This is a genomic window from Mycolicibacterium thermoresistibile, from assembly GCF_900187065.1.
GTDB lineage: Bacteria > Actinomycetota > Actinomycetes > Mycobacteriales > Mycobacteriaceae > Mycobacterium > Mycobacterium thermoresistibile.
In genome coordinates this window covers 1,525,626-1,550,609 of record NZ_LT906483.1, presented here as the reverse complement: position 1 = coordinate 1,550,609, position 24,984 = coordinate 1,525,626, and the positions used below count along the sequence as shown (strand labels likewise).

Sequence of the window (24,984 nt, the reverse complement as noted above, 5' to 3'; positions counted from 1 at the left end):
GTGACCCCACCGCTCGCCGAGCTGATCAGGCCCGCGCACACCGCGATCGTCACCCAGGAGTTGCAGGGTGCGGTGGTCGGGCCGGACGCCGGGCTGGCCGCACTGGCCCACGAGGCCCGCCGCGAGGCCCTGCCCAACATCGCCCGGCTGCTACCCGCCGCCCGGGCGGCCGGCGTGCGCGTGGTGCACTGCCTGGTTCAGCGTCGCCCGGACGGGCTGGGCTCCAACCACAATGCACGGCTGTTCGCCGTCGGCCGCGGGTCGGTCGACATCACCCCCGGCAGCGCCGGCGCGACGCTGCTGCCCGAATTCGGCCCGGCGCCCTCGGATGTGGTGCTCTACCGCTGGCACGGCGTGGGCCCCATGGGCGGAACCGATCTGGACGCGATCCTGCGCAACCTCGGGGTGTCCACCATCGTCGCGGTGGGAGTCTCGCTGAACGTCGCCATCCCGAATCTGGTGATGGACGCCGTCAACGCCGCGTACCGTGTGGTCCTGCCGCGCGACGCGGTGGCCGGGGTGCCGGCGGACTACGGCAACGCGATCATCGACAACACCCTGGCACTGCTGGCCACGGTCAGCACCACCGACGACCTACTGGACACGTGGAAGCAGGAGGCTGGATGACAACGGAATTCACGGTTCCGCAGGTGGCAGACACCGTCGCGGCGGTGCTTCCGGACCGGGAGCTCGTGGTGCACCGTGACCGCCGGTTCACCTACACCGACATCATCGCCCGGTCCAACCGGCTGGCCGCCTACCTGCATTCCCGCGGACTGGGTTGCCATACCGAACGGGACGGGCTGGCGCCGCACGAGTGCGGACAGGATCTGCTCGGCATCTACGCCTACAACGGCAGCGAGTACCTCGAGGGGCTGCTCGGCGCGTTCCGGGCCCGGGTTGCACCGTTCAACGTCAACTTCCGCTACGTGCGCGCCGAACTCGAGTATCTGCTCACCGACGCCGGCGCCACCGCGTTGCTCTACCACGCCGCGTTCGCACCGCGGGTCGCCGAGATCCTGCCGAACCTGCCGCGGCGGCCGGTGCTGATCCAGATCGCCGACGACTCCGGTCACGAACTCCTCGAGGGCGCAGTCGATTACGAATCGATCGTGAGCAACGGCCCGGCCGATCCGCCACCGGTGCAACCGTCCCCGGACGATCTGTACGTGCTCTACACCGGCGGCACCACCGGCATGCCCAAAGGCGTGCTGTGGCGTCAGCACGACATCTTCATGACCGCGTTCGGCGGACGGTCGCTGTACGGCGGGGAGGCAGCCGGCAGCTACGGGGAGATCGCCGAACGGGCGGCGGCGAATCCGGGCACCAAGATGATGATCCTGCCGCCGTTGATGCACGGCGCCGCGCAGTGGGCCGCGATGACGGCGTTGACGACCGGGCAGACCGTGGTGTTCGGGTCGGTCGTGGACCGGGTCGACGCCGTCGACGCGCTGCAGACCATCAAGCGGGAGGACGTCTCGGTGGTGACGGTGGTGGGCGATGCGATCGCCCGCCCGCTCGCCGACGCCCTCGAGCAGGGTGTGTGCGAGACCCCGTCGCTGGCCGTCATCGCCAACGGGGGCGCATTCCTCACGCCGACCACCAAGCAACGGCTGATCGATCTGCTGCCCGATGCGATCGTGGTCGACGGTGTGGGCTCGTCGGAGACCGGCGCTCAGATGACCCACATGTCGATGAACGGCGCCGTCGCCACCGGCACGTTCAATCCCGGGCCGGACACCTGTGTGCTGGCCGAGGATTTCAGCACTGTGCTGCCGCCCGGCCACGCCGGCCTCGGCTGGCTGGGACAACGCGGTTACGTCCCGCTGGGTTACAAGGGCGATGCCGACAAGACCGCACGCACCTTCCCGGTCATCGACACGGTGCGCTACGCGGTTCCCGGTGACCGGGCGCGCCACCTCGACGGCGGGGCCATCGAGTTGCTCGGCCGGGACTCGGTGACCATCAACTCCGGCGGTGAGAAGATCTTCGCCGAAGAGGTCGAGATGGCGCTCGCCTCCCATCCGGCGGTCGCCGATGTGGTGGTGACCGGCCGGCCCAGTGACCGGTGGGGGCAGGAGGTGGTGGCGGTGGTCGCGCTCGCGGAGGGAGCCACCGCCGACGCCGAGGCGCTCATCGAGCACGCCGCCGGTGCACTGGCCCGCTACAAGCTGCCCAAGGCGATCGTCTTCCGGCCGGTGATCCAGCGCAGCCCGGCCGGCAAGGCCGACTACCGCTGGGCCCGCGAGCAGGCGACCGCCTCCGTCGCCGCGGAATAGCATTCCCGCCGCCACTTCCGGCGAATTCGCGTCCAGGAGAACACTCTCGGCGGTCACTCCGGTGGCGATTGTTCGGCGTCGATGCCGACGCTGGCGACCCATTCGCGGATCGCCGGGCCGAGCCACCGGTGCAGGTGCGCCCGCAGTGCGTCCGGTGATCGCGGCGGGTCGCCGGGGTCGGTCAGGAACGACTGCACGATCCGCAGCGACCATTCGATGAGTTCATCGAGCTCGTCGACGATCTCCGCGGCCGGCCGCAGCCGTGCCCAGTCCACCGAGGTGCTCTCGAGCAACATGGATTTGCCGATCTCACGCGCGGACTCCGAGGTGACGTCGCGCAGCAGCACGTGTGACGGCTCGTCGAGCAGCAGTCGCAGGTACGGCTCGTTCGGCACGGCCGCGACGGTCTGCACCACTCCTTCGATGATCGCGTCGGCGACATCGTCGATGCGGCCGAGCCGCTCGGCCATGCGGTGCAGGAATCGCCGGGTGCCCTCGACGGCAGCGGCCTGCAGCAACGCCGAGGTACTCGGAAAGTATCGATAGACCGTCGCCCGGCTGACCCCGAGTTCGGCGGCGACGTGCGCGATCGTGGTCTGCCCGCCACGTTCGGCGACGCACCGGTGCGTGGCCGCGAGGATGCGCTCGACCGCCTCGTCGTCGCTCCTGGGCGGTGTCCCCCGCCAGCCGTGCGTGCGCATGCAGGCGAATGTACCGGCCAACCCTTTACACCGGCGATACATCTCTGCTACGACTGTATCGTCAGGGTTTCGGTATCACTGACGGCCGAAGGGGACCGCCATGACGGTGACCGGGGACGTTCGTCCCGAATACGACGTCGCGATCATCGGCGCGGGTCCCGGCGGTATCGCGGCCGCGCACAAGCTCCGCCGGCGCGGAATCACCGATATCGCGATTCTGGAGCGCGGCGACGATTTCGGCGGCACCTGGCGTGACAACCACTACCCGGGCCTCGCGGTCGACATCCCGATCCTGTGGTACCAGTTCTCGTTCAACCGAAACCCGCGGTGGAGCAGGGTTTTCGCGCCGGGTCCGGAGATCCACCGCTACCTCACCGACACCGCCCGCAGCCTCGGTCTGTATCCGCTGCTGCGCCCACACCATGACGTGGTCGGACAACGGTGGAATGCCGAGAACGCGATGTGGCAGCTGACGGTCCGTGACCGGCCGCCGGTGACGGCGCGGTTCGTCATCAGCTCGGTGGGCGGCTACGTCAACGCCCGGGCAACCGACCTCGAAGGGCTGAGCGATTTCACCGGTAAGGTCCTGCGCCCCAACTGCTGGGACGACGGGTACGACACGCGGGACAAGCGGGTGGCGGTCATCGGCACCGGCTCCAGCGGCGCCCAGATCGTCTCGGCTCTGTCGGGCCGGGTCGCGCGCCTCGACGTCTACCAGCGCACCCCGAACTGGATTCTGCCCCGCCCGGATTTCGCGTTGCCCCGGGCGCTGCAGAGGGTGCTGGAGCTGCCCGGCGTCGCCGCGGTCCTGCACAACATCGGCCGCGCGGTGTTCGACCTGTTCTTCGTGGTGCCGATCGTGCACCTGATGGCGCATGTCCCGGACCGCGTGCTGGTGCGGCTGCTGCGCGGCTATGACTCCCTGGCCCGGTTCGCTTTCCGCGTCCTGCTGCGCGCCGTGGTGCATGATCCGCAGACCCGCCGCAGACTGATGCCGGCACACGGAATCCTCGCCAAGCGGCCGATCATCTCCGGCAGTTACCTGCCGGCGTTCAACGACCCGCGCACCCACCTGATCACCACGCCGATCGAGCGCATCACCGCGGCCGGGGTCCGCACCACCGACGGTGTCGAGCGCCCGGTGGACCTCATCGTCACCGCCACCGGCTACGAACTGTGGACAGATCCCGAGACCTACTTCCCGGGAACGATTCTCGGCGACGCCGGGTTCGATCTCGCACTCGACTACCGGGAGAACGGGTTGCGCAGCTACGGCGGCACCGCGCATCCGCGGCTGCCGAACCGGTGGGAGATCGTCGGCCCGCTGGCGTTCGTCGGCGTGGGCTGGACCGACTTCGTGGAGACCATGGCCGAGCATGCGGTGCGGATCATCGACGCCGCCCGCCGCCGCGGTGCCGATGTCGTCACCGTCACCGACGAGGCGTTCGGACGCTGGGATGCCCGCATGCGGAAGGCCGGCAAGGCCGCGCGGCTGTACTACACGCGGTGCAACCCGGGGGTGAACACGTACTACGTCAACTCCCAGCGCGACACCGTGTACCACCGGCCACAGACCATCACCGAATCGCTGGTGTTCGCCCACCGTCCGCCGCTGACCGACTACCGCTTCGAGCGCCGGCCGGCGGCCGCCCGATCCGCGGTCCGCGCACTCCGGCACGCCGAGGGAAACGAGGCCGTATGAGTGACCAGTGCACCCCGGACATCGACGCGCTCGCGCGTGAACTCGGCTTCAGTTGCCAGGATTCGCCGCCGGCGCTGCGGCTGAGCAATCCGTTCGGGCTGACCAACTGGACGCTGCCGGTGATCGAACTGCTCATCGTCGCCGGTGCGGTGCTGGCGCTGTGGTGGGCGGTGCGCCGGCTGCGCCGCGACGGCGACCCGGTGAACCTGGTGCTGTGGTGCGCCACCGTGCTGTACCTGCTGATCGTCGAACCGCCGCTGTACTTCCCGGCGGCGTTCGGGGTCGACGAGCTGATCGGGGCGGTGTTCGCGCACAACATCTTCACGGTCCAGTTCCTCTACGACCGGCTGCCGCTGTACATCGTCGCGCTGTATCCGGCGATGGCGATGGTGGCCTACGAGATTGTGCGCAGCCTGGGCATCTTCCGGGACCGCGGCATCGTCGTCGGCGCGATCTGCGTCGGGTTCGTCCACCAGTGCTTCTACGAGGTGTTCGACCAGCTCGGCCCGCAGTTGCAGTGGTGGACGTGGAACCGCGGCAACGTGATCAACGAGCCGATGCTGGCGTCGGTGCCGATGGCCAGCGTGCTGCTGTTCGCCACCGTCGGGCCGGCCGTGCTGACCGCCTTGGTGTTGCTGCTCGTCGGGGGTGACCGCCGCCGGGGCACCATGGGGCTGGCGTTGTGCATCCTGGTGGTGGCGGTGCTGGTGCCGGTGTCGATGACGATCGTCAACATCCCGATCGCACTTGCCGGCCGCGGCGACCCCGGCGGCCCGCTGCGCTGGGCGGTCTACGTGGTGTACATGGCGCTGTTCGCGGTGATCGCGCTGCGTGCCATGCTCCCCCGATTGCGGCGGCGGGTCACCGGATCGGAGGTGCCGAATACGTTCGTGCGGGTGTTCGGCACCGCGTATCTGGTGGTGCTGGCGGCGCTGTGGGTCGCCGCACTCGCCGGCGTCGGCGACGGCCCGGCCGGAAACGTTCCCTACACCGCAATGTGTTTCCTGGTGGCGGCCGTGCTCACCGCGGCGGTCTCGGTGCGCGACAGCACCGCCGCCGGGACCGAGCGCGAGGAGATTGCGCGATGACCGAATTGCGGATCCGCCGCATCCGTTTCGATTTCGACGAGACCGTGCCGTTCAACTGGAACACCGCCAACCCGGCCTTCTCCACCTACATGAACATGGTCTCGATCATGGCCATCTGCTTCGAGAAGATGCTCGTCGCCGCGGTCCGCGAGGCGATGCCGCTGATCACCGATCCCGCGGTGGCCGAGGAGGCGGACGCGTTCCTGCGGCAGGAGGCTCAGCACGCCGGTGCGCACCGCCGGCATGTGCGGGCGCTCATCCGCAGTCATCCCGGCCTGCAGCAGACCCTCGACGCGGCGATCGGCGCCTACGACCAACTGACCGAGACCACCTCACTGCGCCACCGGCTGGCCTATGTGGCCGACCTGGAAGCGGCGTTCACCCCGTTCTTCACGATGTTGTTGGATCACGAGGCGGCGCTGTTCCGGCCCGGCGACGACCGGGTGGCGTCCTTGTTCGTGTGGCACTTCGTCGAGGAGATCGAGCATCGCAGCTCGGCCCTGCTCATCTACGATGCCGTGGTCGGCGACAAGTGGTACCGGATGCGGGCCCTGCCACGCATCGTGCGTCACCTCATGCACGTGGTGCTGCTGATCACCAACGGCATCAACGAGCATGTGCCGCCGGCCGACCGGGCGATCGACACCAGCACGATCATCCCGCTCTACCGGCTGGTCCACCGCACCCGGAAGGACCCCGACATGCCCGGGGTGCGGCCTGCGCTACACCCGGTGCCGTGGCGGCAGAAACTGCTGACCGCGTGGCGGGTGCTGGGCAGCCAGACGCCGATGCACAATCCGGCACACGCGGTCATCCCGGCCTTCGCCGACGACTGGATCGCCCGGTACGACCGCGGCGACGACGTGTCGCACGGGTACACCAGCTGAGCCGCACTCACCGGCCGAGCATGCGGACCGGGACGTTCTGCCAACCGGCGACGTTCTGCATGTTGACCCGGCGGCAGTTGTCCCAGTCGACCTCGTAGCGGGGCATGAAGTCCAGCATCCGCTCCAGTGCGATCGCCGACTCCATCCGGGCCAGCGCCGCGCCGAGGCAGCTGTGGATGCCGTAGCCGAACCCGAGGTTCTGCGCCTCGGTGCGGTCCCGTTCGATGTCGAAGGTGTCCGGGTCGGTCCAGGCCCGCGGGTCGCGGTTGGCCGACCCGCCGATCAGGAACACCGGCTTACCCGCCGGGATCGTGACGCCGTGCAGGGTCACCTCTCTGCGCGAGCACCGCACGTTGTACTGGGCCGGCGCCTCGTAGCGCAGCAGTTCCTCGACGGCCGCGGGGATCTTGGAGCGGTCCTCGAGCAGCAGCCGCCACTGGTCCGGGTGCTGCGCGAACACCACCGCGGCGTTGCCGATCAGTTTGGTGACGGTCTCGGCGCCCGCACCGCCGAGCAGCATGGCGAACTGGGTGATCTCGACGTTGTCGAGCGGTCCGCGTTTCCCGTTCTCCCGCTCGATCTCGGCGGTGATCAACCGGCTGAGCAGATCATCGCCGAGGTCGTGGCGGCGTTGTTTGGTCAGCTTGTACAGGTAGACGGCCATCTCGGTGGCGGCCTGGACGCCGCGTCGGCTCATCTCGACCTCGCCGGGTTCGCGGTGCAGGAAATCATCGACCCACAGCCGCATCTGCTGCCGGTACTCGGTCGGCACGCCGAGCATCCGGGAGATGATCTCGATCGGGAACAGCGCCGAGAAGTCCTGCACCGCGTCGAAACCCGCCGGATCCACGGCAGCCAGACAGTCGTCGACGACCTCCTCGACCATCGACCGCAGCGACTGGATCGCCCGCGGGGTGAACACCCGGTTGAGCAGGCTGCGCATGTGCCGATGCTCCGGCGGGTCCATCATGATGATCGATCTGTGCGGCGGCGGTTCCGGATTGCGCACCATGGCCAGGTCGACACCCCGCGCAGACGAGTAGGTCTCGAAGTCCTTGAACGCCGCTGCCACATCCGCGTGCCGGCTGAGCGCGTAGAAGTCGTACTCCTCGCTGTAGTAGACGGGCGCCTCTTCGCGCATCCGCCGATAGGTCTCATAGGGACCGTTGAAGAAGTCCTCGGAGAACGGGTCGAAGATCAGTTTCGTCGTCGTCATCGTCTGGTCAACGCCTCCTCCGCTGGATCCGACGCCGGGTTCGGTTGCGGGCCATGCGGAGTCGGAACTCCGCGCCGCGCCGCATCGCCGCGCCGAACGGCGGGGCGGCACTTGCGGTGATGGAGAACGGCAGATCGCTGCCGACGATGGTGCGGTGGTGACTGAACGTGTCGAATCCGGCCTTGCCGTGGTACGCGCCCATCCCGCTGCGGCCCACCCCACCGAACGGGGCGTCGGACGGGATCATCTGGGCGGCGAAGTCGTTCCGGGCCACACCACCGCTGCGGGTACGCCGGACGAAGGTCCGGAAGTCGGCGTCGTCGGGCCCGAACCAGTAGGCGACCAGAGGCGACGGCCGCGCGTTGACGTAGGCGATGGCGTCGTCGAGGCGCCGATAGCCCCGCACCGTGAGCACCGGTCCGAACACCTCTTCCGCGGCGATCCGCATATCGTCGTCGACATCGCGGATCACCGTCGGCGGGATCTTCCGGGTGGCCCGGTCCGGCAGCGATTCGCCGTCCGGCACCGCCTGTTGCACGGTGGCGCCCCGCTCGCGGGCGTCCTCGATCAGGCTCAGCACCCGGTCGAAGTTGGCGTCGTTGACCGCCGAGCAGTAGTCACCGTTGTCGATGATGGTCGGGAACATGGTGCGCCACTGGGAGAGCAGCCCGTCGACGAACGCCTGCACCCGCTGTTCGGGCACCAGGACGTAGTCCGGGCAGACACACACCTGCCCGCCGTTGACCATCCGCGCCTGGGCGAGACGGGTCGCCGAGCGGCCGATATCGGCGTTGGGCGCCACCACGACCGGATTCTTGCCGCCGAGTTCGAGGGTGACGGGCACCAGGTTGTCGGCCGCGGCCCGCTGCACCAGCCCTCCGACCGTCGGTGAGCCGGTGAAGAACAGGTGATCGAACGGCAGCGAGGCGAATTCCGCGGCGACGTCGGGCCCGCCGGTGGCCACGGTCAGCTCGTCCGGGGTGAAGTACGTCGGTGCCAGGGTCTTCATCAATTCCGCGGTGCGCCCGGTGATCTCCGACATCTTGATCATCACCCTGTTGCCTGCCGCGAACGCGGCGGCCGCCGGCAGCACCACCAGGTTGACCGGGAAGTTCCACGGCCCGATGATGCCGACCACACCCAGCGGGGTGGGCTGGACCTCGGCGCGCAGTCCGACCAGCCGCGCCGCACGCAGCAACGGGGTGGTCCGCATCCATTGCGCCACATGGCGTCTGGTGTGTTCGACGACCGGCACCACACCGAGCACCTCGGTGAACAGCGACCCGGCCTTCGAGCGGGTGCCGTAGTCGGCCGCCATCGCGTCGACGAACGCATCGGTGTTCTCCAGCAGCAGCGCCATCAGTCGATCGATGCGGTCCCGCCGCACCGCGGCACTCGGCGGGCCCTCGGCCTCGAATGCGCGGCGTTGCCGGTCCAGCACGGTGCGCAGCACCGACCGTTCGTCCGGCGGGCTGTCGATTCGCTCATCGACGGTGCTCATGCCCTCTCCCGAATTCCCTGGCAGCATCTCTTGTGAGCCCTGCGGTAAGGCTAACGGTAAGTGCTGTGGCAACCGTTGTCCACCAGGCCCGAATTGTTTACAGTTCTGGTTACAGTCGGCCCATCAAGCGGCCGTGAGGACAGCGGGAGACTCGAGAGATCATGGGCGCAGAACCGCGGCGGATCGTGGTGGTGGGTGCGGGTTCCGGAATCGGCGCCGCGACCGCGGCGCACTTCCACAACCGTGGCGAGCATGTCGTCGCGGTCGACATCAAGCCCAACGACACGCCTGCCGCACGACACGTGCGATGCGATCTGCGCGACCCCGCCGACATCGCCGGGACCCTCGACGAGATCGGCACCGGCTGGGACCTGCTGGCACATGTCGCCGGGGTGCCGGGCACCGCCGCGGCCGCCGACGTCCTCAAGATCAACTACCTGGGCATGCGGCTGATAACCGAGGGAATGCTGCCGCGGCTGCGGCAGGGCGGCGCCGTCGTCGCGGTCGCCTCGACCGCCGCGGTCGGCTGGGAACAACGCACCGAAACCCTGGCCGGGTTGCTCGACGCCACCGACGCCGACGCCGTGGAACGCTGGCAGGCCGAGCAGGATCCGGCCTATCCGGTGTACAGCTCCTCGAAACAGGCCGTGATCCTGTACGCCAAGCGGTTGGCCGGCCCGGCGTGGACGAAGTACGGCGTGCGGATCAACACCGTCAGCCCGGGACCGGTCGAGACGCCGATCCTGCCCGACTTCGAGCGGACCATGGGCAAAGACATTCTCGACATGGTGCGCGCCACCGTCGGCCGGCACGCCACCGTCGACGATGTCGTGCCGGTGATCGACTTCCTCGGCTCACCGGCGGCACGCTGGATCACCGGTCAGGACATCCATGTCGACGCCGGTTACATCACCTCGCTGACCTGCGGAATCCCCATCGAGCTGTGAGGTCGACTGTGGAGGATTCTGGACCAGGCTCCGTGATGACCGCCGCCAAACCGGCCGGCTATCTGCGGGATCCGTACCCGTTCTTCGCCGAGCGGCGCCGCGGGTCCGGGGTCTTTCACGGCACCGTGATCGACTACTCCAGGACGCCGGAGTCACTGCGCCCCACCGACGGTTACGCGGCGATGTCGTTCGACGCGGTCAACCGGGTCCTCCGTGACGGCAGGGTGTTCAGCTCGGCGTTGTACGACACCACCATCGGACTGTTCACCGGTCCGACCCTCCTGGCGATGGAAGGTGGGACTCATCGCGCGCACCGCAATCTGATCTCCGCGGCGTTCAAGACGAAAGCGCTGGCCCGCTGGGAGCCGAGCATCGTGCGCCCCATCGTCAACGCCCTGATCGACGAATTCATCGACACCGGCACCGCTGATCTGGTCCGGGACTTCACCTTCGAGTTCCCCACCCGGGTGATCTCCCGGATGCTCGGCCTGCCCGAGGAGGATCTGCCGACGTTCCGGCGCTGGGCGGTTCAGCTGATCAGTTACACGGTCGACTATCAGCGCGCGTTCGAAGCCTCGGCCGCCCTCAAGGACTACTTCCTCGAGCAGATGGAGTCCCGCCGGTCGAAGCCGACCGATGACATGATCGGCGACCTCGTCACCGCCGAGATCGACGGTGAGAAGCTCAGCGACGAGGCCATCTACTCATTCCTGCGACTGCTGCTGCCCGCGGGTCTCGAAACCACCTACCGTTCCTCGGGCAACCTGATCTACCTGCTGCTGACCCATCCCGAACAGTTCGCGGCCGTGGCGGCCGATCCCGGCCTGATCCCGCAGGCGATCGAGGAGGGTCTGCGCCACGAGACACCGCTGACCACGGTGCAGCGGCTCACCACCGAGGACACCGAGTTGTGCGGTGCGGCGATACCCGCGGGCGCGGTCGTGGACACCTGCATCGGCTCGGCGAACCGCGACGAGACCCGCTGGGATCGGCCCGAGGAGTTCGACATCTTCCGGGATCGGGTGCCGCACTTGTCATTCGCAGCCGGTGAGCACACCTGCATGGGTTTGCATCTGGCCCGGATGGAGACCCGGGTCGCGCTGGAGACGCTGCTGAGCCGGGTACACGACCTCAGATTGGTCACCGACGGGGATCCGCACATCTTCGGCCAGCCGTTCCGCTCGCCCACCGCGATCCCGGTGACCTTCGATCCGGTGCGCTGACCGGCCGGATCACTGCCGCCGCGGCACCCGGTGCGCGATCGTCCGGGTCTCCAGGTACTGCTGGAATCCCTCCAGACCGCACTGCCGGCCGAGACCGCTCTGTTTGAAACCGCCGAACGGCGCGTCGGCGCCATAGAACATACCGCCGTTGACGCCGATCGCTCCGGTGCGGACGCGCCGGGCGACCGCCATCCCCCGTTCGGCGGATCCGGACAGCACCGCACCGGCCAGCCCGAAGACACTGTCGTTGGCGATGCGCACGGCCTCGTCGTCGTCCGCGAACGGGAGGATGACCAGCACCGGGCCGAAGATCTCCCGCTGGGCGATCGGCGCGCTGTTGTCGACCCCGACCACGACCGTCGGCTGCACGTAATGCCCGCCGGTGAGGTGATCCGGTAGATCGGTGACAACGCCTCCTCCCGTGGTGATCTCGGCACCCTCCGCGCAGGCCTCATCGCAGGCGTCGAGTATGCGCTGTTGTTGCGCGGCGCTGATCACCGGTCCGACGACGGTGCCCGGCAATGCCGGGTCGCCGACCGGCACGGCGGCGAACGCCGCGGTGACGGCCGCGACGGCGTCGTCGTAGAGCGACCGGTGGACCAGCATCCGGGTGGTCGACGCGCAGGCCTGCCCGGCGTGCACACATACCCCGATGGCGGCCGGGATGATCCGGTCCGGGTCGGCGTCGTCGAGCACGATCAGCGCCGACTTGCCACCGAGTTCCAGGAAGCTGCGCTTCATGGTCTCGGCGCCCTGCCGCAGCAGGTGTTTGCCCACCTCGGTCGACCCGGTGAACGACACCATGTCGACCCGCGGATCGGTGGCCAGCAGTTCGGCGACCTCGTTGTCCGGAGTGGGCACCACGTTCACCACCCCGGGCGGGATGTCGGTGTGCTCGGCGATCAGGCGCCCCAGCCGGGTGGCGTTCCACGGTGTGTTCGGATCCGGTTTGAGCACCACCGTATTGCCGGCCGCCAATGCGGGGCCGAGTTTGTTGAGGGTCACCTCGATCGGAAAGTTCGACGGGGTGATCGCAGCGACCACCCCTACCGGCTCCTTGACCACGACACGGACATTGCGCTCACCGAACAGGCCACCACCGGCGAGGGTTCGCTCCCATTCGAATTCGTCGATCAGGCGGGCCGGATAGCGCAGCGATTCGGCGACCGGCCAGTCCAGTTGGGCGTTGCCGACGGTCATGGCCGGGCAGCCGACCTCGGCGATGAGTTCGTCGGCCAGCAGGTCACGTTCGGCCTCCAGTGCGGTCTGTAGCTGGTGCAGGCACCGCTGCCGAAAAGCCCGGTCGGTGGACCAGTCGGTCTCGTCGAACGCCCGGCGGGCGGCGCCGATCGCCCGTTGCATGTCCGGGGCGCCCGCCGCGGCGGCGCCGCCGAGGACCCGACCGGTGGCGGGGCTGACGTTGTCGAACCGGGCGCCGGAGGCGGCCTCGACCAGTTCACCGTCGACGAGCATCCGGGTTTCGGCTCGTGCCGCCGCGCGGTGGCCGAGTTCGACGCTGGATTCCTGCGTGACGACCTCGGCCACCGCACCTCCCCGGGACTGATTCATCAACGGTAAACGTTACAGTAGTATCTTGGGTGATCCAGCGCACACGGCGGAAGGTTCCGATGACCGAGAAGACGACACGGGTCATGCAAGGCGTCCGAGTTCTCGAGGTCGCCCAGTTCACGTTCGTGCCCGCGGCCGGCGCGATCCTCGCCGACTGGGGCGCTGACGTCATCAAGGTGGAGCATCCGGTGCGCGGCGACACCCAGCGCGGCTTCATCCACATGGGCGGTTTCGAACTCAACCCCGACCGCCACCCGCTCATCGAGCATCCCAACCGCGGGAAACGCAGCATCGGCATCGACATCTCCACCGACGGCGGCCGCGAGGTGCTCTACGAGATCGCCAAGACCTCCGATGTATTCCTGACCAATTACCTTCCCGTGCAACGGCAGAAGCACAAGTTCGATGTCGAGCACATCCGGGAGGTGAACCCGGGCATCATCTACGCCCGCGGGAGCGCCTACGGCGACAAGGGCCCGCAGCGTGACGTGGGCGGCTTCGACGGCACCGCGTTCTGGACCCGCAGCGGGATCGGCCACGCACTCACACCGGAGGAACTCGGCGGTGCGCTGTCGCAAGGCATCCCGGCATTCGGCGACTCAATCGGCGGGATGAACATCGCCGGTGGGATCGCGGCGGCGTTGTTCCACCGCGAACGCACCGGGGAGGCCGTCGAGATCGATGTCTCGCTGCTCAGCACCGCCTGGTGGGCCGCGGGCGCCAGTGTCACCCAGGGCATGGAGACCGGGGAGACGATGCGGTCGCAGATGCCCGACACCGTAGGGCCGACCGTCAACCCGTTCCTGGGCAACTACCTCACCTCCGACGGCGGCACGATCAATCTGTGCATCGTGAGCCCGACCGGATACATCCGCGATGCGTTCGAGCATCTGGATCTGCCCGAACTGGCCGATGATCCCCGCTTCTGCGATGTCATGCCGCTGTTCGAGAACGCCGCAGAGGCTGCCCGACTGATCGCGGACTCGATCCGCAGCAAGCCGTTCGACTACTGGCGCGAACGGTTGAAGACGATGAAGGGTCAGTGGGCGCCGTTCCAGAGCCTGGTCGACCTGGCCGGCGATGAACAGGCGATCGCCAACGACATGATCGTGGAAGTGGACGCCGCGGACGGCGGGCCGCCGTTCAAGGTGGTGCGCGGCCCGGTGCAGTTCAACCACGAGCCGCTGAGAACCACCCGGGCTCCGCTGGCCTCCGAGCACACCGAGCTCATCCTGATGGACATCGGCATGGACTGGGACCGGATCTCGGAGTTGAAGGATTCCGGCGCGATCGCCTGACTGTCTGCTTGCCGACTGATTTCATACCCGGAGACGGAGGATTCATGCCCAGACCGCTGGTCCCGGCGATTCCACCCGGCCGGACGACAATATTCTCGCCTTTCAACCGGCCTGACGGAGAGGACTTTTCACGGTGAATGACGTGGCGATCATCGGTGTGGGACTGCATCCGTTCGGACGGTTCGAGGGTAAGACCGCGATGCAGATGGGGGTGGACGCGATCTTCGCGGCGGTCGCCGACGCCGGGGTGCGGTGGTCTGATATCCAGTTCGCCACCGGCGGCAGCTGGACGGTGGCCAACCCGGACGCGATCGTCGGCATGGTGGGGTTGACGGGTATCCCGTTCACCAACGTGTTCAACGCCTGCGCCACCGCGGCGAGTGCGGCCAAGGCCTGCGCGGACGGCATCCGGTTGGGCGACTACGACATCGGCATCGCAGTCGGCCTGGACAAGCACCCGCGCGGCGCGTTCACCGAGGATCCGGCGCTGGTCGGCATGCCCCGCTGGTATGCCGAGAACGGCCAGTATCTGACCACCCAGTTCTTCGGTATGAAGGCCAACCGTTATCTACACGAGCACAACATTTCCCAGGAGACGTTGGCCAAGGTTGCGGCGAAGAACTTCCGCAACGGGTCGTTGAATCCCAATGCGTTCCGGCGTAAGCCGATCCCCGAGCAGGACATCCTCGATTCGCCGATGCTCAACTACCCGTTGACGCAGTACATGTTCTGCGCGCCCAACGAGGGCGCGGCGGCCGTGGTGATGTGCCGGGCCGACATCGCGCACCGCTACACCGACAAGCCGGTGTATCTGCGGGCGGTCGAGGTGCGCACCCGCCGTTACGGCGCCTATGAGGTGAACACCACCTTCGCCCCGGTCGAGGAGGATGTGGCGCCGACGGTATACGCGGCGCGGGCGGCGTTCGAGAAGTCCGGTGTCGCGCCGGCGGATGTGGATGTGATCCAGTTGCAGGACACCGATGCCGGCGCGGAGATCATCCACATGGCCGAATGCGGATTCTGCGCCGACGGTGAACAGGAGAAGCTGCTGGCCGAGGGCGCCACCGAGATCAACGGGTCGCTGCCGATCAACACCGACGGCGGGCTCATCGCCAACGGTGAGCCGATCGGCGCGTCCGGTCTGCGCCAAATCCACGAGCTGGTACGGCAATTGCGCGGCCAAGCCGGTGACCGCCAGGTGCCGGGCAATCCGAAGGTCGGTTTCGCCCAACTCTACGGCGCACCCGGGACCGCGGCCGCCACCGTGTTGACAACGTGATCACGGGCGGTGGCGGCGGCACCTCAGCGGCGAAGGTGCACGTCCCGCGGCGAGTGCGCCTTCACATACCCCGCAGTGCCGCCAGTGCGCCACATCGGCCCAAACCCCGCCACAGCAACACTCTCAGCGCAATGGCTGCACACTGACCGCGGCCTCACCACACTGACCGTGGCCTTTGCACATTCACCGCGGCGGCGGTGCGGAATTTCCCCCGGCAGGAGTGGCTCGTTACCGCGGCGGCGCGGATTACCTGCGCCGGCGGACATGGCGGCCCTCCGAAACGGTCATGCGCTCTTCTTCACCGGCTGCCCGTAACTCGGTTTGCCCAGCCCGAGCACATACTGGGCGATCATGTTCCGGAAGACCTCCAGGGTGCCGCCGTAGATGCCGACCAGCGGCGCGAACCGGTACACGTATTCAGCCGCCCCGTCGTCGGCGGCGCCATCGGCGCCGACGGGTAGCGCCGACGCCGCACCGAGGATGTCCATCAGGTCGGGCGAGATGTCGCGCATGGTCTGGGCGACCGCGACCCGCCCGAAGATGCTCGGGGTCGACAACGCCATCTCCAGCCGGGCCACGCTGCGCCCCAACCGGTAAGCCACCGAACCGTCGTCGATGAGCCGCCGGCCGGACGAATCGGCACGGTTCACCGCCGCCGCGGCCCGGTCCACCGCCGTCGCCAGGAAGCCGGCCTGGTGATTCATGATCGACACGTCCTGCAGACCGTCGGGCGCCGCCGCGACCGCGCCGTGCTCGGCGTTGAGCGGTTCACGCAACACCTGCCAACCGCCGTTGACCTCACCGAGCCGGTACTTGTCCGGAACCCGGACATCGCTGTAGTAGACGATGTTCGTGCGGTCCCCGTCGACGGTGCGGATGCCCTGGATCTCGATGCCCGGGGTGTCCAGCGGCACCAGGAACATCGTCAGGCTCTGATGTTTCGGCGCGTCCGGATCGGTGTTGGTGATCAGGAACACGTACTGGCAGTTGTGTGCGCCGGTGGTGAACATCTTGGAACCGTTGATCACCCAGTGATCACCGTCCCGGACGGCGCGGGTCTTGCAGGTCGCGATGTCCGATCCGCCCTCGGGTTCGGTGTATCCCAAACACATCCGCACATGTCCGCTGAAGAACCCGGGCATCACCTCCTCCTGCAGTTCGGGGGAACCGAACCGGACCACCGACCGCGCCACCAGAGCCGAGGTCCCCCAGGTCACCCAGGGCACGTGCGCCCGGCGCTTCTCCAGTTCCCAGATGCGCCGGCGCACCCTGCTGAAGCCGCCCTCGTCCGCGGGCTTCCACTCCTTCTCGAGGTAGCCGGCGGCGCCGAGGGCCAGGTGAACGCCTTCGTCGAAGTTGTCCCCGGTCTCGCGGTCGCGCTGGATCACCTCATCGGTGACCACTTCCCGCAGGAATCTGCGGACCTCGTGGTAGAACGCCTGGTCCTCGTCGCTGAGTTCGACCCGACTGAAATCCATGCTGCTGCTCCTAGACGTGGGCGCTCTCGCGCTCCGCCACGAGGTGGGCGATGTGCTTGGCAGTGGCTCCCGGATCACCGGCGGCGAGCGGCCACCCCCGCGCGCGGACCAGATAGGCCGTCGCGGCAGCTTCCGAGGACACGCCGAGGCCGCCCTGGATGTGCACCGCCATCGTGGCGTGTCTGGGAGCCTCCTCGGCCATGAAGACGAACGCCGAGGGCGCCAGTTCGGGCCGCTCGTCGGGTTCGTTGTCGAGGAACCAGGCGGCCCGCCGGGCCAGGTTGCGACCGCCCTGCACCACGATCGCCATGTTCGCCAGCGGATGCGAGATCGCCTGCAGCGTCGAGATCGGAACCCCCAGCGTGTAACGGGTTTTCGCGAACTCGGCGGCGATCGTCATGGTCTCCTCCACCAGCCCCACCAGGGCGGCCGCGGTCAACAGCCGCCACTCCGACAGGGCACGCCGGTACGCGGCGGCCGCTTCCAGGCCGCCGCCGATCACGGTGCGACTGTCGGCGGTGGCGGGATCCACCCACGCCATCGGCAGCCGTCCGATGTTGTCGACCGGGGTCGGGCGGCTCGCGAACGTCAGCGCCACCACGTCGTCGCCGTCCCGGACGATCAACCGATCCGCGACGGCCGCGGCCGGCATCAACCGCGACCCGGTGCCCGCCTCCAGGGCCGGGTCCAGGGCCACGATCTGCCGCCCGGCGACCACGTCGGCGTCGACGGCGCCGAGGGCGGCCAGCAACCGGGCCGCCACCACGTGGTCGATCCACGGCACCGGGGCCAGCACCCGACCGACCTCCTCGGCCACCAGAGTCAGGTCGACCAGGGTGGCACCGTCACCGCCGACGGATTCCGGTACCGCCATCGAGCTTCCGCCCATGCCGCACAACCGTTCCCACAGGTTCTTGTCGAACCCCACCGGTTCGGCCTCGCGCACCACCTCGATCGGGCAGTGCGCCTTGAAGAACTCCCGGTAGGCCGACTGGATGGCCTCGTGGTCCTCGGTCAGGCTGTAGTCGAGCCTGCGCAACTCGTAGCGGTCCATATGTGTCAGCGCTCCTGTTCCGGACCACCGAAGAAGAATTCGGCGGCGTTGTTGTAGAGGTAGTTGTCGAGCACCTCGGACGGCAGGTCCAGTGCGTAGGCTTCGGGGACGACGCGGCGCATCGTGAGCACCGGCCAGTCGGAGCCGAAGATCACCTTGTTCGGCCCCCGGGTGCGCATGTAGTGCAGCAGGCTGTTTGGCAACCGTTTCGGTGACCACGCCGAGGTCATCAGCCGCAGGTTCTGGTATTTGATCAACAGCCGGATCGCGATGTCCCACCAGGGATCCGCCCCGTGGATCATGCAGAGCCGAAGTTCGGGGAACCGGACGCAGACCCGGTCGAGGTGGATCGGGTTCTGTACCTCACCGGGGATCGGCGGGCCGGGGATGCCGGTGTTGACGCACAGCGGAAGCTCCAGCTCGGCGCATTTGGTGTAGAGCGGGTAGTAGACGGCGTCGCTGGGCGGGTACTGTCCGTCGCCCCAGAAACTCGGGCCGACCACCGCGTAGACGACCGGCAGATCCGCGGCCACCGCGGCCAATTCGCGCAGCGATGGTATCGGCCGCAGCAGGTTGACCCCGCCCATCGCGAGCGCGAACCGGTCCGGACGAGCCTCGACGAACTTCCGCGCGGTGACCGAGGGCTTGCTCAGGTTGTCCATCAGGATCGCCTTCTGCACGCCCTGCTCGTCCATCTCGTCGAGGAGTTCGGCCAGGTCGACCGGCGCGAACATGGCCTCCGGACCCTTGAAATAGTCGTCGCGAACCTTCTCCATCCAGGCCGGCTGCATCTCGGCCTCACCGAAATGCACATTGACCAGACAGTCCAGCACCTTTCGTGTCATGCCATCCTCATTGCGCTCTGCACCGCGACCTCCCTCGCCCAGCGGTAGTCGGCCTTACCGTTTCCCAGCCGGCGGATCTCGTCGACGGTGATGAACTCCTTCGGCGTCTTGAAACCGGCCAACGCGGCGGTGCAGTGGGCGTGCAGCGCCGACGGGCTGGAGTCGCGCTCGGAATCGCCACGCAGCGCGACCAGCGCGACGACCTCCTGCCCCCACCGCTCGCTGGGGCGGCCCACCACCAGCGCGTCGACGATGCCCGGGTGGGCGCGGAGCACCTCCTCGACCTCCTCGACGAACACCTTCTCGCCACCGGTGTTGACCACCAGGGAATCCCGGCCGTACAGCACCAACGTGCCGTCGGGAGCCAGCGACCCCCGGTCGCCGGAGATGACCACTCGACGCCCCTGGACCTCCGGGAACGTGCGGGACGTGCCCTCCGGATCGTCGAAGTAGCCCAGCGGGATCCGCCCGGCGCGGGCCACCCATCCGATCTGTGTCTCGCCGGGCTCGAGGAACCGGCCGTAGTCCTCGGCGACCACCAGTGCCCCGTCCCGCAGTTCGAAGGTCTCCTTCTCGTCGCCTCGCTGGCTGCGGCCGAAGCCGACATTGCCGGTCTCCGAGGAGCCGTAGCCGTTGATGAAGGTGATCTGCGGCAGCATGTCGAGCAGCGCCCGCTGATGCTTCGGATTGGTCGCGGCACCGCCGGCCGCCACCGCGAACAGCGCCGAGAGGTCATAGCGGTGTTGCCGCATCTCGGCCACCAGCGGGCCGGCGTACGCGTCGCCGACCATCGTCATCAGCCCGACCTTCTCCCGCTCCGCGGTTCGCAGCACCCGCCGTGCATCGAATCTGGTGCTGTCGTAGAGCACCACGGTCTGACCGCTGAGCGCCCCGGCGAACGCGGTCCACATGCCCGCCGCATGCATCAACGGTGACACCGCGAACCACGGCGGCCCGGCGTGGCGCACCTTGTCGTGGATCTCGTCGACCGAGTCGTGGTCGGCGCCGTTCATCGACACCGTGTAGGTGTCGCTCTGCCGCCACATCACCCCCTTCGGCCGGCCGGTGGTCCCGCCGGTGCAGATCATCAGCACATCGTCCGGCGACGGTGTGATCGGCTGATCGACATCCCCTTGGGCCAGCGCATCTTCCAGATCGATCGCACCGGACAGGCCCACGCCGTTGGAGCAGTCGGAGCCGTCGGAGCCTTCGGGGCCGTCGTCGATCGCGATGAGCAGTTCGGCGCCGCTCGGCGGCAGCACACCGGCGAACTTCGCGCCCAACGAGCGGTGGTAGATCACCGCGCGTGGTTTGACGTATGCGAGCAGATCGGCGACCTCGCGCGGGGTGTAGTGGTAGTTGACGTTGACCGGGACCGTGCGCGCCTTCAGACAGCCGATCACCATGTCGGGGTAGAGGTCGTTGTGCATGATGAGCGCGACGCGGTCCTGCCCGCACTCCCAGTTCGCCAGCTCCGCGCGTTCCCGGTGCGCCCCGAACCCGTGGGCGGCCAGGAAGTTCGCCAGCCGGCGGGTGCGGTCCGCGGTCTCGGCGAAGGTGCTGCGCCGGCCGCCGCAGACGGTCATGGGCCGGTCGGGTACGGCCTCGGCGATCGCGTCGAGAACCGCCCCGATGGTCCATTCGCCCATGGTGCGCTCCCCGGGTCAGGCCGTCGCCGGCACGTTGGCACCGAGCAACGTCAACGCGTTGCCCCGCATCACTTTTCGGGTGTCCTCGTGACTGAACTCGGGGAACTGCGGGATGTCGGCGGTGAAGGTCATCGGATCGGCGAGCCCTTCGCCGTGCGGCCAGTCCGACCCGAACAGGATGCGGTCGACCCCGATCGTCTCGGCGAGCAGTTTGACGTCGTCCTCGTAGTACGGCGCGATCCAGACATTGTTCTTCAACTGTTCGACCGGATCCTCCTTGAAATGCGACGGGGCGGTGTTGGCGGCCTTCTTCAACCGCTTGATCAGCCGGTAGACGAAGTAGGACCCGTTCTCGATGCTGGCGACCTTGAGATTCGGGTGCCGGGTGAACACCTGATGCACGATCATCGAGGCCATCGTGTCGTGGATGGCGCGGTCGTCGAGCAGGACGTTGTCGAGCGGGTCGCGCTTGCCGAAGCCCTCGAACGTGCCCGTTCCGCCCCAGAGCGCCGAGATGGCGAGGTATCCGCTGTCGGACAGGTGGAAGATCACCGGGACCCCGGCCTCGGCCAATCGCGCCCACACCGGGTCGTGCACTGGATCGCCCAGCGAGCGGGGCTTCACCACACCGGGCACCGGCGCCGGCCGCACGCAGACGATCCTGGCGCCCCGGTTCAGCACGAATTCGACCTCCTCGACGGCCTTCTCGGGATCGGCGAGCGAGATCATCGGGGCCGACAGTATGCGGCCGTCCGGCCGGTCGAATCCCCAGTCCTCATCGAGCCAGAGGTTGAAGGCGTGCAGCGACACCATGGTGGCCTCGATGTCGTGTTTGAGGCCCTCCTCCACCCCGCAGGCGAAGGTGGGCAACATGAAGACGGTCTCGAGGTTCTGTTTGTCGAGGATCTTCACCCGCTCGTCGCGGTTCTGGTATTCGGGGTGGTTCGCCAGCCTGTCGACCTTCATCAGCGATCCCGGGTCGACCCCTTCCGGGATCTCGCCGCGGAACAGCAGATCCAGGCAGCCCGGCTCGATGATCGGGTCGAACGTCGGGTTCGGGATGAAGTGATTGACCTTCTCACCCATCAGCGCGAAGGTGCGCTTGCCGTCGGTGAGCATCTGCACCCCGCGGCGTGTGAACTCCTTGGGCAGGTACCTGGTGAAGGCGTCCAGCGGTTCGTAGTAGTGGTTGTCGACGTCGATCGCCCGGTAGTCCAGTTCGGTCATGATCACCCTTTCGCAGGCCGCAGAATTGCTGTGCCGGTGTTGTTCTGCACGACGGTCACGGGTCGGACGGGGCCAACGGAGGGAAGGCCGGTTGCCGTTTCTCGATGAAACTCGTGATTCCCTCGATGACGTCGGGTCGGCGCAGCGATTCGTGCATCAGTTTCTCGGCGCGTGCGCTGACGTCGACGACGCCGTCCATCGCATCGCCGTAGAGCTGCTGTTTGATCACGGCCAGTGACGCCGGTGCACAGTTGCGGGCGATGTCCTCGGCATACGCGAGTGTGTGTTCCGTCAGCTCTTCGGCCGGCACCACGTCGTGGACCAGGCCGAGGCGGTGGGCCTCCTCGGCGCGGAAGGTCCGGCCACTCAACAGCAGTTCGGTGGCCACCCCCCAGCCGGCCAGCCGCGGGAGGATCCAGGAGATGCCGTATTCGGCGATCAGGCCGCGGCGGGCGAACGCGGTGTTGAATTTCGCGCCGGCTGCGGCGAACCGGATGTCGCACATCAGCGCGTGGGTCAGGCCGATGCCGACGCAGGCTCCGTTGATCGCGGCGATGATCGGCTTGCGAACGGTGGTCAGGAAGTACGGGTGGCGCTCCCCCACCAGCCGGCTGACGTTGGTTCCGTCGGTCTTCTGGAGTCCGGCGCCGAGCGACTCGCCGGACGCGGAGCCGAGATCGGCGCCGGCGCAGAACGCCCGACCGTTTCCGGTCCAGACGATGACCCGGACGTCGGGGTCGGCGTCGGCCCGGTCGATGGCGGCGTAGAAGCCCGACGAGATGTCGCGCGCCCAGGTGTTGAGACGTTCCGGCCGATCGAACGTGACCACCGCCACGCCGGGGTCGCGGACCTCGTAGCGCACCGCGGGAGTTCCGGAAATGTCCCCGGACGCAGTCGCCGGGGCATTCTCTCGGGCCACCTCTGGGGCCAAGGGTTCGGCCACCCGGTCAGACGCACCCACCCGTCAGCCCTCCTCCAACCGCGCTTACTGGATGTATGCGCATACTGTACACCTATCGGTAGCACCTTCCGCTGGAACCGGCCGGTTGACCTTTCAAACCTCCGACCAGGGTGCCGACGACGACAGACGCGACGCCGTCACCATGTCGACGCCCGTTCGCGCGGCCGCCGCCGCACACACCGGCCGGGGCTGCTGCGGCGTCAGATCCCGGCTGCCACACAGGCGTCGAGGGTGATTCTCGTCACGGATCACTGTGCTTGACGACAGAAAATTTGATTAGGTAAGGCGAACCTATTGTGGGTTAGGCAACCCTCAGCTAATGTTCAGGCGCCATTCAGGCAATTCATGGCTACATCACAAGGAGATGCTGTGGACCTAGCTCACCCCGGCCCGGTGGATCGCGAGTCGGAACCCTCGCGTTCCCGCGCGGGCAGAGTCGGCGCCAAGGCGTTCACCGCCGGTGTCACCGTCGCCACCGCCGGCGCGCTGGCCGTCGCCCCGGTCGTGGTCACCGCCACGCCGCCGGACGTTCGCGTCGAACCGTCGGTCGCCGACGTTCAACTGTCGGCCTTCCAGAATCCGCTCGAAGTCTGGTTGGACGTGTTCACCGGGCCGACCGGCCTGCTGTACCAGCTGGAAACCCTCGGCGAGCGTACGAGCACCCACTGGCGAGCGCTGGCGGACGCGCTCGGTGATCCCGAGGTTCAGGCCCGGTTCACAAGTTTCATCCGCAACACCATCGACGACCCGATGCGGATTCCGAATGCGCTGCTGGCCGCGCCGGGGAAATACGGGCCGGTCCTGAGCGCGGCGGCGCAGAACACCGGCCAGGCCCTGGTGGAAGCCTTCGCCGGATTGTTCTTCGAACGTCAGGCACGTACCGAACGGGGCGCGCTGCTGTGGCTGGACGAGAACGGTCAGCCCACCACCGATGAGACGATCACCGGGATTCCCCACATGGCGCCGCCGCTGATCCAGGAAACGATCCGGCTGCTGGCCGAGGGGAATTTCACCGACGCATTCGCCGAGGTCAACCTGTGGTTCCTGATGGATGTGCTGTCGGACCAGCGGGCGGGATTCCTCGACGCGTTGCGGGTTCCCGGCAACTTCCTGGAAGATCTCGGGGCCGAGACGCTGGCACGCGTTCTGGGCACCACCTGGATGGATCCACTCGACGAAGACGGAGAGATCCGTCACGGCTGGGGCCCCGGCCTGCTGTCGCGCGCACGGTTGGGCAACTTCGCGCGAGCGATTCTCGCCCCACCCGTCACCGCGCTGTTCCAGACCATGGAGATTCTCGACGCCGCCGCCACCGCATTGGCGAACGCGGAGTACGACACCGCGATCAGCCACCTCATCAACGCTCCGGCCAAGATCGCCAATGCGTTCATCAACGGTTACGCGTCGGACCTGGAGAACGCCGACGACTACTTCCCCGGCCTCTTCTCGGACCGCGGAACCTTCAACTTCTTCTTCTCCGAGGTTCCGGCCGACATCGCGAATGTGCTCAGGCTGACCCGACCCGAGTCCGAGGAGTCGACCGCGTCGATCACCGGCATTCCGGGCAGTGAGCCGGCCGTGCAGCTCGCCCTGAAATCCGCGCCCGAGCAGAAGGTTGCCCGGGATGCGCAATCGAAGGTCGAGAAGGACGCTCCCGAGACGCCGGCCACCCAGGAGCCGGCCACCGAGGAGACCGCTCATCAGGAGCCGGTCACCGACGAGACCGCTCCGGAATCGAGCGAAGGCACCACCGGTGGCGAGCTCATCACCTCGGGAGCGAGCAGGAATGTGCGCAAGGGCACATCGCTGAAGCAGTGGCAGGATAAGGCCGCCGAGCGGCGTCAGCTGCGTACCGAGAAGGTCCAGCAGGGGCTGCAGAACCTGCAGTCCAACGTCCGGAAGAACCTCGGCTTCAACCGGGGCGGCACGGACAGCCAGGACACCGGCGCTGCGAACAACAACGCCGGCACGTCCAAGGTCAGGTCCGAATCGAGCAGCGACGACGAATAACCGCCGGCTGACCGGCAATCCAGCGCCGCGCCACCAGCAGGGTGGCGCGGCGCTGGTGCGTCTTGCCCCC

General features: G+C 67.9%; 20 protein-coding genes. 10 read left to right on the top strand and 10 right to left on the bottom strand.

What is annotated here, in order from left to right; genetic code table 11:
* Entirely contained in the window at positions 1-627 is a 627-nt protein-coding gene (locus CKW28_RS07205; RefSeq protein WP_003927243.1) for a cysteine hydrolase family protein, read from the top strand.
* Positions 624-2,279 carry a medium-chain acyl-CoA ligase Mig gene (locus CKW28_RS07200; RefSeq protein ID WP_003927244.1) on the top strand — a complete coding sequence of 552 codons (1,656 nt, stop codon included), beginning with the start codon at positions 624-626 and terminating at the stop codon, positions 2,277-2,279. The genes CKW28_RS07205 and CKW28_RS07200 overlap by 4 nt, the downstream gene beginning before the upstream one ends.
* Before the next feature lie 53 nt (positions 2,280-2,332).
* Here CKW28_RS07200 and CKW28_RS07195 read toward each other — a convergent pair whose 3' ends face one another.
* Complete coding sequence (locus CKW28_RS07195; protein ID WP_003927245.1) at positions 2,333-2,980, bottom strand: TetR/AcrR family transcriptional regulator; 648 nt, start codon at positions 2,978-2,980, stop codon at positions 2,333-2,335.
* A 100-nt stretch (positions 2,981-3,080) separates the two neighbouring features.
* Between CKW28_RS07195 and CKW28_RS07190 the strand changes: the two genes are divergently transcribed.
* From CKW28_RS07190 to CKW28_RS07180, 3 genes are read left to right on the top strand one after another with little or no spacing between them, the layout of a single operon-like run.
* Positions 3,081-4,682, top strand: a complete 1,602-nt coding sequence (locus tag CKW28_RS07190; protein WP_003927246.1) for a flavin-containing monooxygenase — start codon at positions 3,081-3,083, stop codon at positions 4,680-4,682.
* A complete protein-coding gene (locus CKW28_RS07185) occupies positions 4,679-5,770 on the top strand; it encodes a hypothetical protein (RefSeq protein ID WP_003927247.1) in 1,092 nt (363 codons plus the stop codon). The genes CKW28_RS07190 and CKW28_RS07185 overlap by 4 nt, the downstream gene beginning before the upstream one ends.
* Entirely contained in the window at positions 5,767-6,657 is an 891-nt protein-coding gene (locus CKW28_RS07180; RefSeq protein WP_003927248.1) for a metal-dependent hydrolase, read from the top strand. The genes CKW28_RS07185 and CKW28_RS07180 overlap by 4 nt, the downstream gene beginning before the upstream one ends.
* A gap of 7 nt (positions 6,658-6,664) precedes the next feature.
* Here the strand turns inward: CKW28_RS07180 and CKW28_RS07175 are convergent, their stop codons facing one another.
* Positions 6,665-7,873 carry a cytochrome P450 gene (locus CKW28_RS07175; RefSeq protein WP_003927249.1) on the bottom strand — a complete coding sequence of 403 codons (1,209 nt, stop codon included), beginning with the start codon at positions 7,871-7,873 and terminating at the stop codon, positions 6,665-6,667.
* Between the two features lie 7 nt (positions 7,874-7,880).
* A complete protein-coding gene (locus CKW28_RS07170; RefSeq protein ID WP_003927250.1) occupies positions 7,881-9,374 on the bottom strand; it encodes a coniferyl aldehyde dehydrogenase in 1,494 nt (497 codons plus the stop codon).
* A gap of 161 nt (positions 9,375-9,535) precedes the next feature.
* Between CKW28_RS07170 and CKW28_RS07165 the strand changes: the two genes are divergently transcribed.
* Both CKW28_RS07165 and CKW28_RS07160 read left to right on the top strand, forming a co-directional pair.
* On the top strand, positions 9,536-10,321 hold the full coding sequence (locus CKW28_RS07165) for a coniferyl-alcohol dehydrogenase (RefSeq protein WP_003927251.1): 786 nt from the start codon (positions 9,536-9,538) through the stop codon (positions 10,319-10,321).
* A gap of 35 nt (positions 10,322-10,356) precedes the next feature.
* Complete coding sequence (locus tag CKW28_RS07160) at positions 10,357-11,544, top strand: cytochrome P450 (protein ID WP_003927252.1); 1,188 nt, start codon at positions 10,357-10,359, stop codon at positions 11,542-11,544.
* A 9-nt stretch (positions 11,545-11,553) separates the two neighbouring features.
* Here CKW28_RS07160 and CKW28_RS07155 read toward each other — a convergent pair whose 3' ends face one another.
* Positions 11,554-13,113, bottom strand: a complete 1,560-nt coding sequence (locus tag CKW28_RS07155; RefSeq protein WP_085975179.1) for an aldehyde dehydrogenase family protein — start codon at positions 13,111-13,113, stop codon at positions 11,554-11,556.
* Between the two features lie 83 nt (positions 13,114-13,196).
* Here CKW28_RS07155 and CKW28_RS07150 point away from each other — a divergent pair, with 83 nt between their 5' ends.
* Positions 13,197-14,411 (top strand): CaiB/BaiF CoA transferase family protein, encoded by a 1,215-nt coding sequence (locus CKW28_RS07150; RefSeq protein WP_003927254.1) that lies wholly within the window; start codon positions 13,197-13,199, stop codon positions 14,409-14,411.
* Between the two features lie 133 nt (positions 14,412-14,544).
* A complete protein-coding gene (locus CKW28_RS07145) occupies positions 14,545-15,690 on the top strand; it encodes a thiolase family protein (protein ID WP_003927255.1) in 1,146 nt (381 codons plus the stop codon).
* A 284-nt stretch (positions 15,691-15,974) separates the two neighbouring features.
* Here the strand turns inward: CKW28_RS07145 and CKW28_RS07140 are convergent, their stop codons facing one another.
* Genes CKW28_RS07140 through CKW28_RS07115 form a run of 6 tightly spaced genes read right to left on the bottom strand, consistent with a single transcriptional unit; the run spans position 15,975 to position 22,862 of the window.
* Positions 15,975-17,168, bottom strand: coding sequence for an acyl-CoA dehydrogenase family protein (locus CKW28_RS07140; RefSeq protein WP_003927256.1), 1,194 nt, complete (start codon positions 17,166-17,168; stop codon positions 15,975-15,977).
* 10 nt (positions 17,169-17,178) lie between these two features.
* Positions 17,179-18,222, bottom strand: a complete 1,044-nt coding sequence (locus tag CKW28_RS07135) for an acyl-CoA dehydrogenase family protein (RefSeq protein WP_003927257.1) — start codon at positions 18,220-18,222, stop codon at positions 17,179-17,181.
* 5 nt (positions 18,223-18,227) lie between these two features.
* Positions 18,228-19,067, bottom strand: a complete 840-nt coding sequence (locus CKW28_RS07130; protein ID WP_003927258.1) for an amidohydrolase family protein — start codon at positions 19,065-19,067, stop codon at positions 18,228-18,230.
* Positions 19,064-20,716 carry an acyl-CoA synthetase gene (locus CKW28_RS07125; protein ID WP_003927259.1) on the bottom strand — a complete coding sequence of 551 codons (1,653 nt, stop codon included), beginning with the start codon at positions 20,714-20,716 and terminating at the stop codon, positions 19,064-19,066. Before CKW28_RS07125 ends, CKW28_RS07130 begins: the two co-directional genes overlap by 4 nt.
* 15 nt (positions 20,717-20,731) lie before the next feature.
* Positions 20,732-21,943: an amidohydrolase family protein gene (locus tag CKW28_RS07120; RefSeq protein ID WP_040548018.1), complete on the bottom strand. Its 1,212-nt coding sequence runs from the start codon at positions 21,941-21,943 to the stop codon at positions 20,732-20,734.
* A gap of 55 nt (positions 21,944-21,998) precedes the next feature.
* Positions 21,999-22,862, bottom strand: coding sequence for an enoyl-CoA hydratase (locus CKW28_RS07115; protein ID WP_435405813.1), 864 nt, complete (start codon positions 22,860-22,862; stop codon positions 21,999-22,001).
* A 336-nt stretch (positions 22,863-23,198) separates the two neighbouring features.
* Between CKW28_RS07115 and CKW28_RS07110 the strand changes: the two genes are divergently transcribed.
* Positions 23,199-24,914, top strand: coding sequence for a hypothetical protein (locus CKW28_RS07110; RefSeq protein WP_157997566.1), 1,716 nt, complete (start codon positions 23,199-23,201; stop codon positions 24,912-24,914).
* The last annotated feature ends 70 nt before the right edge of the window (positions 24,915-24,984 follow it).

What these genes read in the sequence shown, in the direction of transcription:
- CKW28_RS07175 (WP_003927249.1), bottom strand. Translation starts at nt 7,873, where the DNA reads ATGACGACGACGAAACTGATCTTCGACCCGTTCTCCGAGGACTTCTTC.
- CKW28_RS07130 (WP_003927258.1), bottom strand. Translation starts at nt 19,067, where the DNA reads ATGACACGAAAGGTGCTGGACTGTCTGGTCAATGTGCATTTCGGTGAG.
- CKW28_RS07165 (WP_003927251.1), top strand. Translation starts at nt 9,536, where the DNA reads ATGGGCGCAGAACCGCGGCGGATCGTGGTGGTGGGTGCGGGTTCCGGA.
- CKW28_RS07140 (WP_003927256.1), bottom strand. Translation starts at nt 17,168, where the DNA reads ATGGATTTCAGTCGGGTCGAACTCAGCGACGAGGACCAGGCGTTCTAC.
- CKW28_RS07170 (WP_003927250.1), bottom strand. Translation starts at nt 9,374, where the DNA reads ATGAGCACCGTCGATGAGCGAATCGACAGCCCGCCGGACGAACGGTCG.
- CKW28_RS07125 (WP_003927259.1), bottom strand. Translation starts at nt 20,716, where the DNA reads ATGGGCGAATGGACCATCGGGGCGGTTCTCGACGCGATCGCCGAGGCC.
- CKW28_RS07155 (WP_085975179.1), bottom strand. Translation starts at nt 13,113, where the DNA reads ATGAATCAGTCCCGGGGAGGTGCGGTGGCCGAGGTCGTCACGCAGGAA.
- CKW28_RS07135 (WP_003927257.1), bottom strand. Translation starts at nt 18,222, where the DNA reads ATGGACCGCTACGAGTTGCGCAGGCTCGACTACAGCCTGACCGAGGAC.
- CKW28_RS07185 (WP_003927247.1), top strand. Translation starts at nt 4,679, where the DNA reads ATGAGTGACCAGTGCACCCCGGACATCGACGCGCTCGCGCGTGAACTC.
- CKW28_RS07190 (WP_003927246.1), top strand. Translation starts at nt 3,081, where the DNA reads ATGACGGTGACCGGGGACGTTCGTCCCGAATACGACGTCGCGATCATC.
- CKW28_RS07200 (WP_003927244.1), top strand. Translation starts at nt 624, where the DNA reads ATGACAACGGAATTCACGGTTCCGCAGGTGGCAGACACCGTCGCGGCG.
- CKW28_RS07120 (WP_040548018.1), bottom strand. Translation starts at nt 21,943, where the DNA reads ATGACCGAACTGGACTACCGGGCGATCGACGTCGACAACCACTACTAC.
- CKW28_RS07150 (WP_003927254.1), top strand. Translation starts at nt 13,197, where the DNA reads ATGCAAGGCGTCCGAGTTCTCGAGGTCGCCCAGTTCACGTTCGTGCCC.
- CKW28_RS07160 (WP_003927252.1), top strand. Translation starts at nt 10,357, where the DNA reads ATGACCGCCGCCAAACCGGCCGGCTATCTGCGGGATCCGTACCCGTTC.
- CKW28_RS07195 (WP_003927245.1), bottom strand. Translation starts at nt 2,980, where the DNA reads ATGCGCACGCACGGCTGGCGGGGGACACCGCCCAGGAGCGACGACGAG.
- CKW28_RS07180 (WP_003927248.1), top strand. Translation starts at nt 5,767, where the DNA reads ATGACCGAATTGCGGATCCGCCGCATCCGTTTCGATTTCGACGAGACC.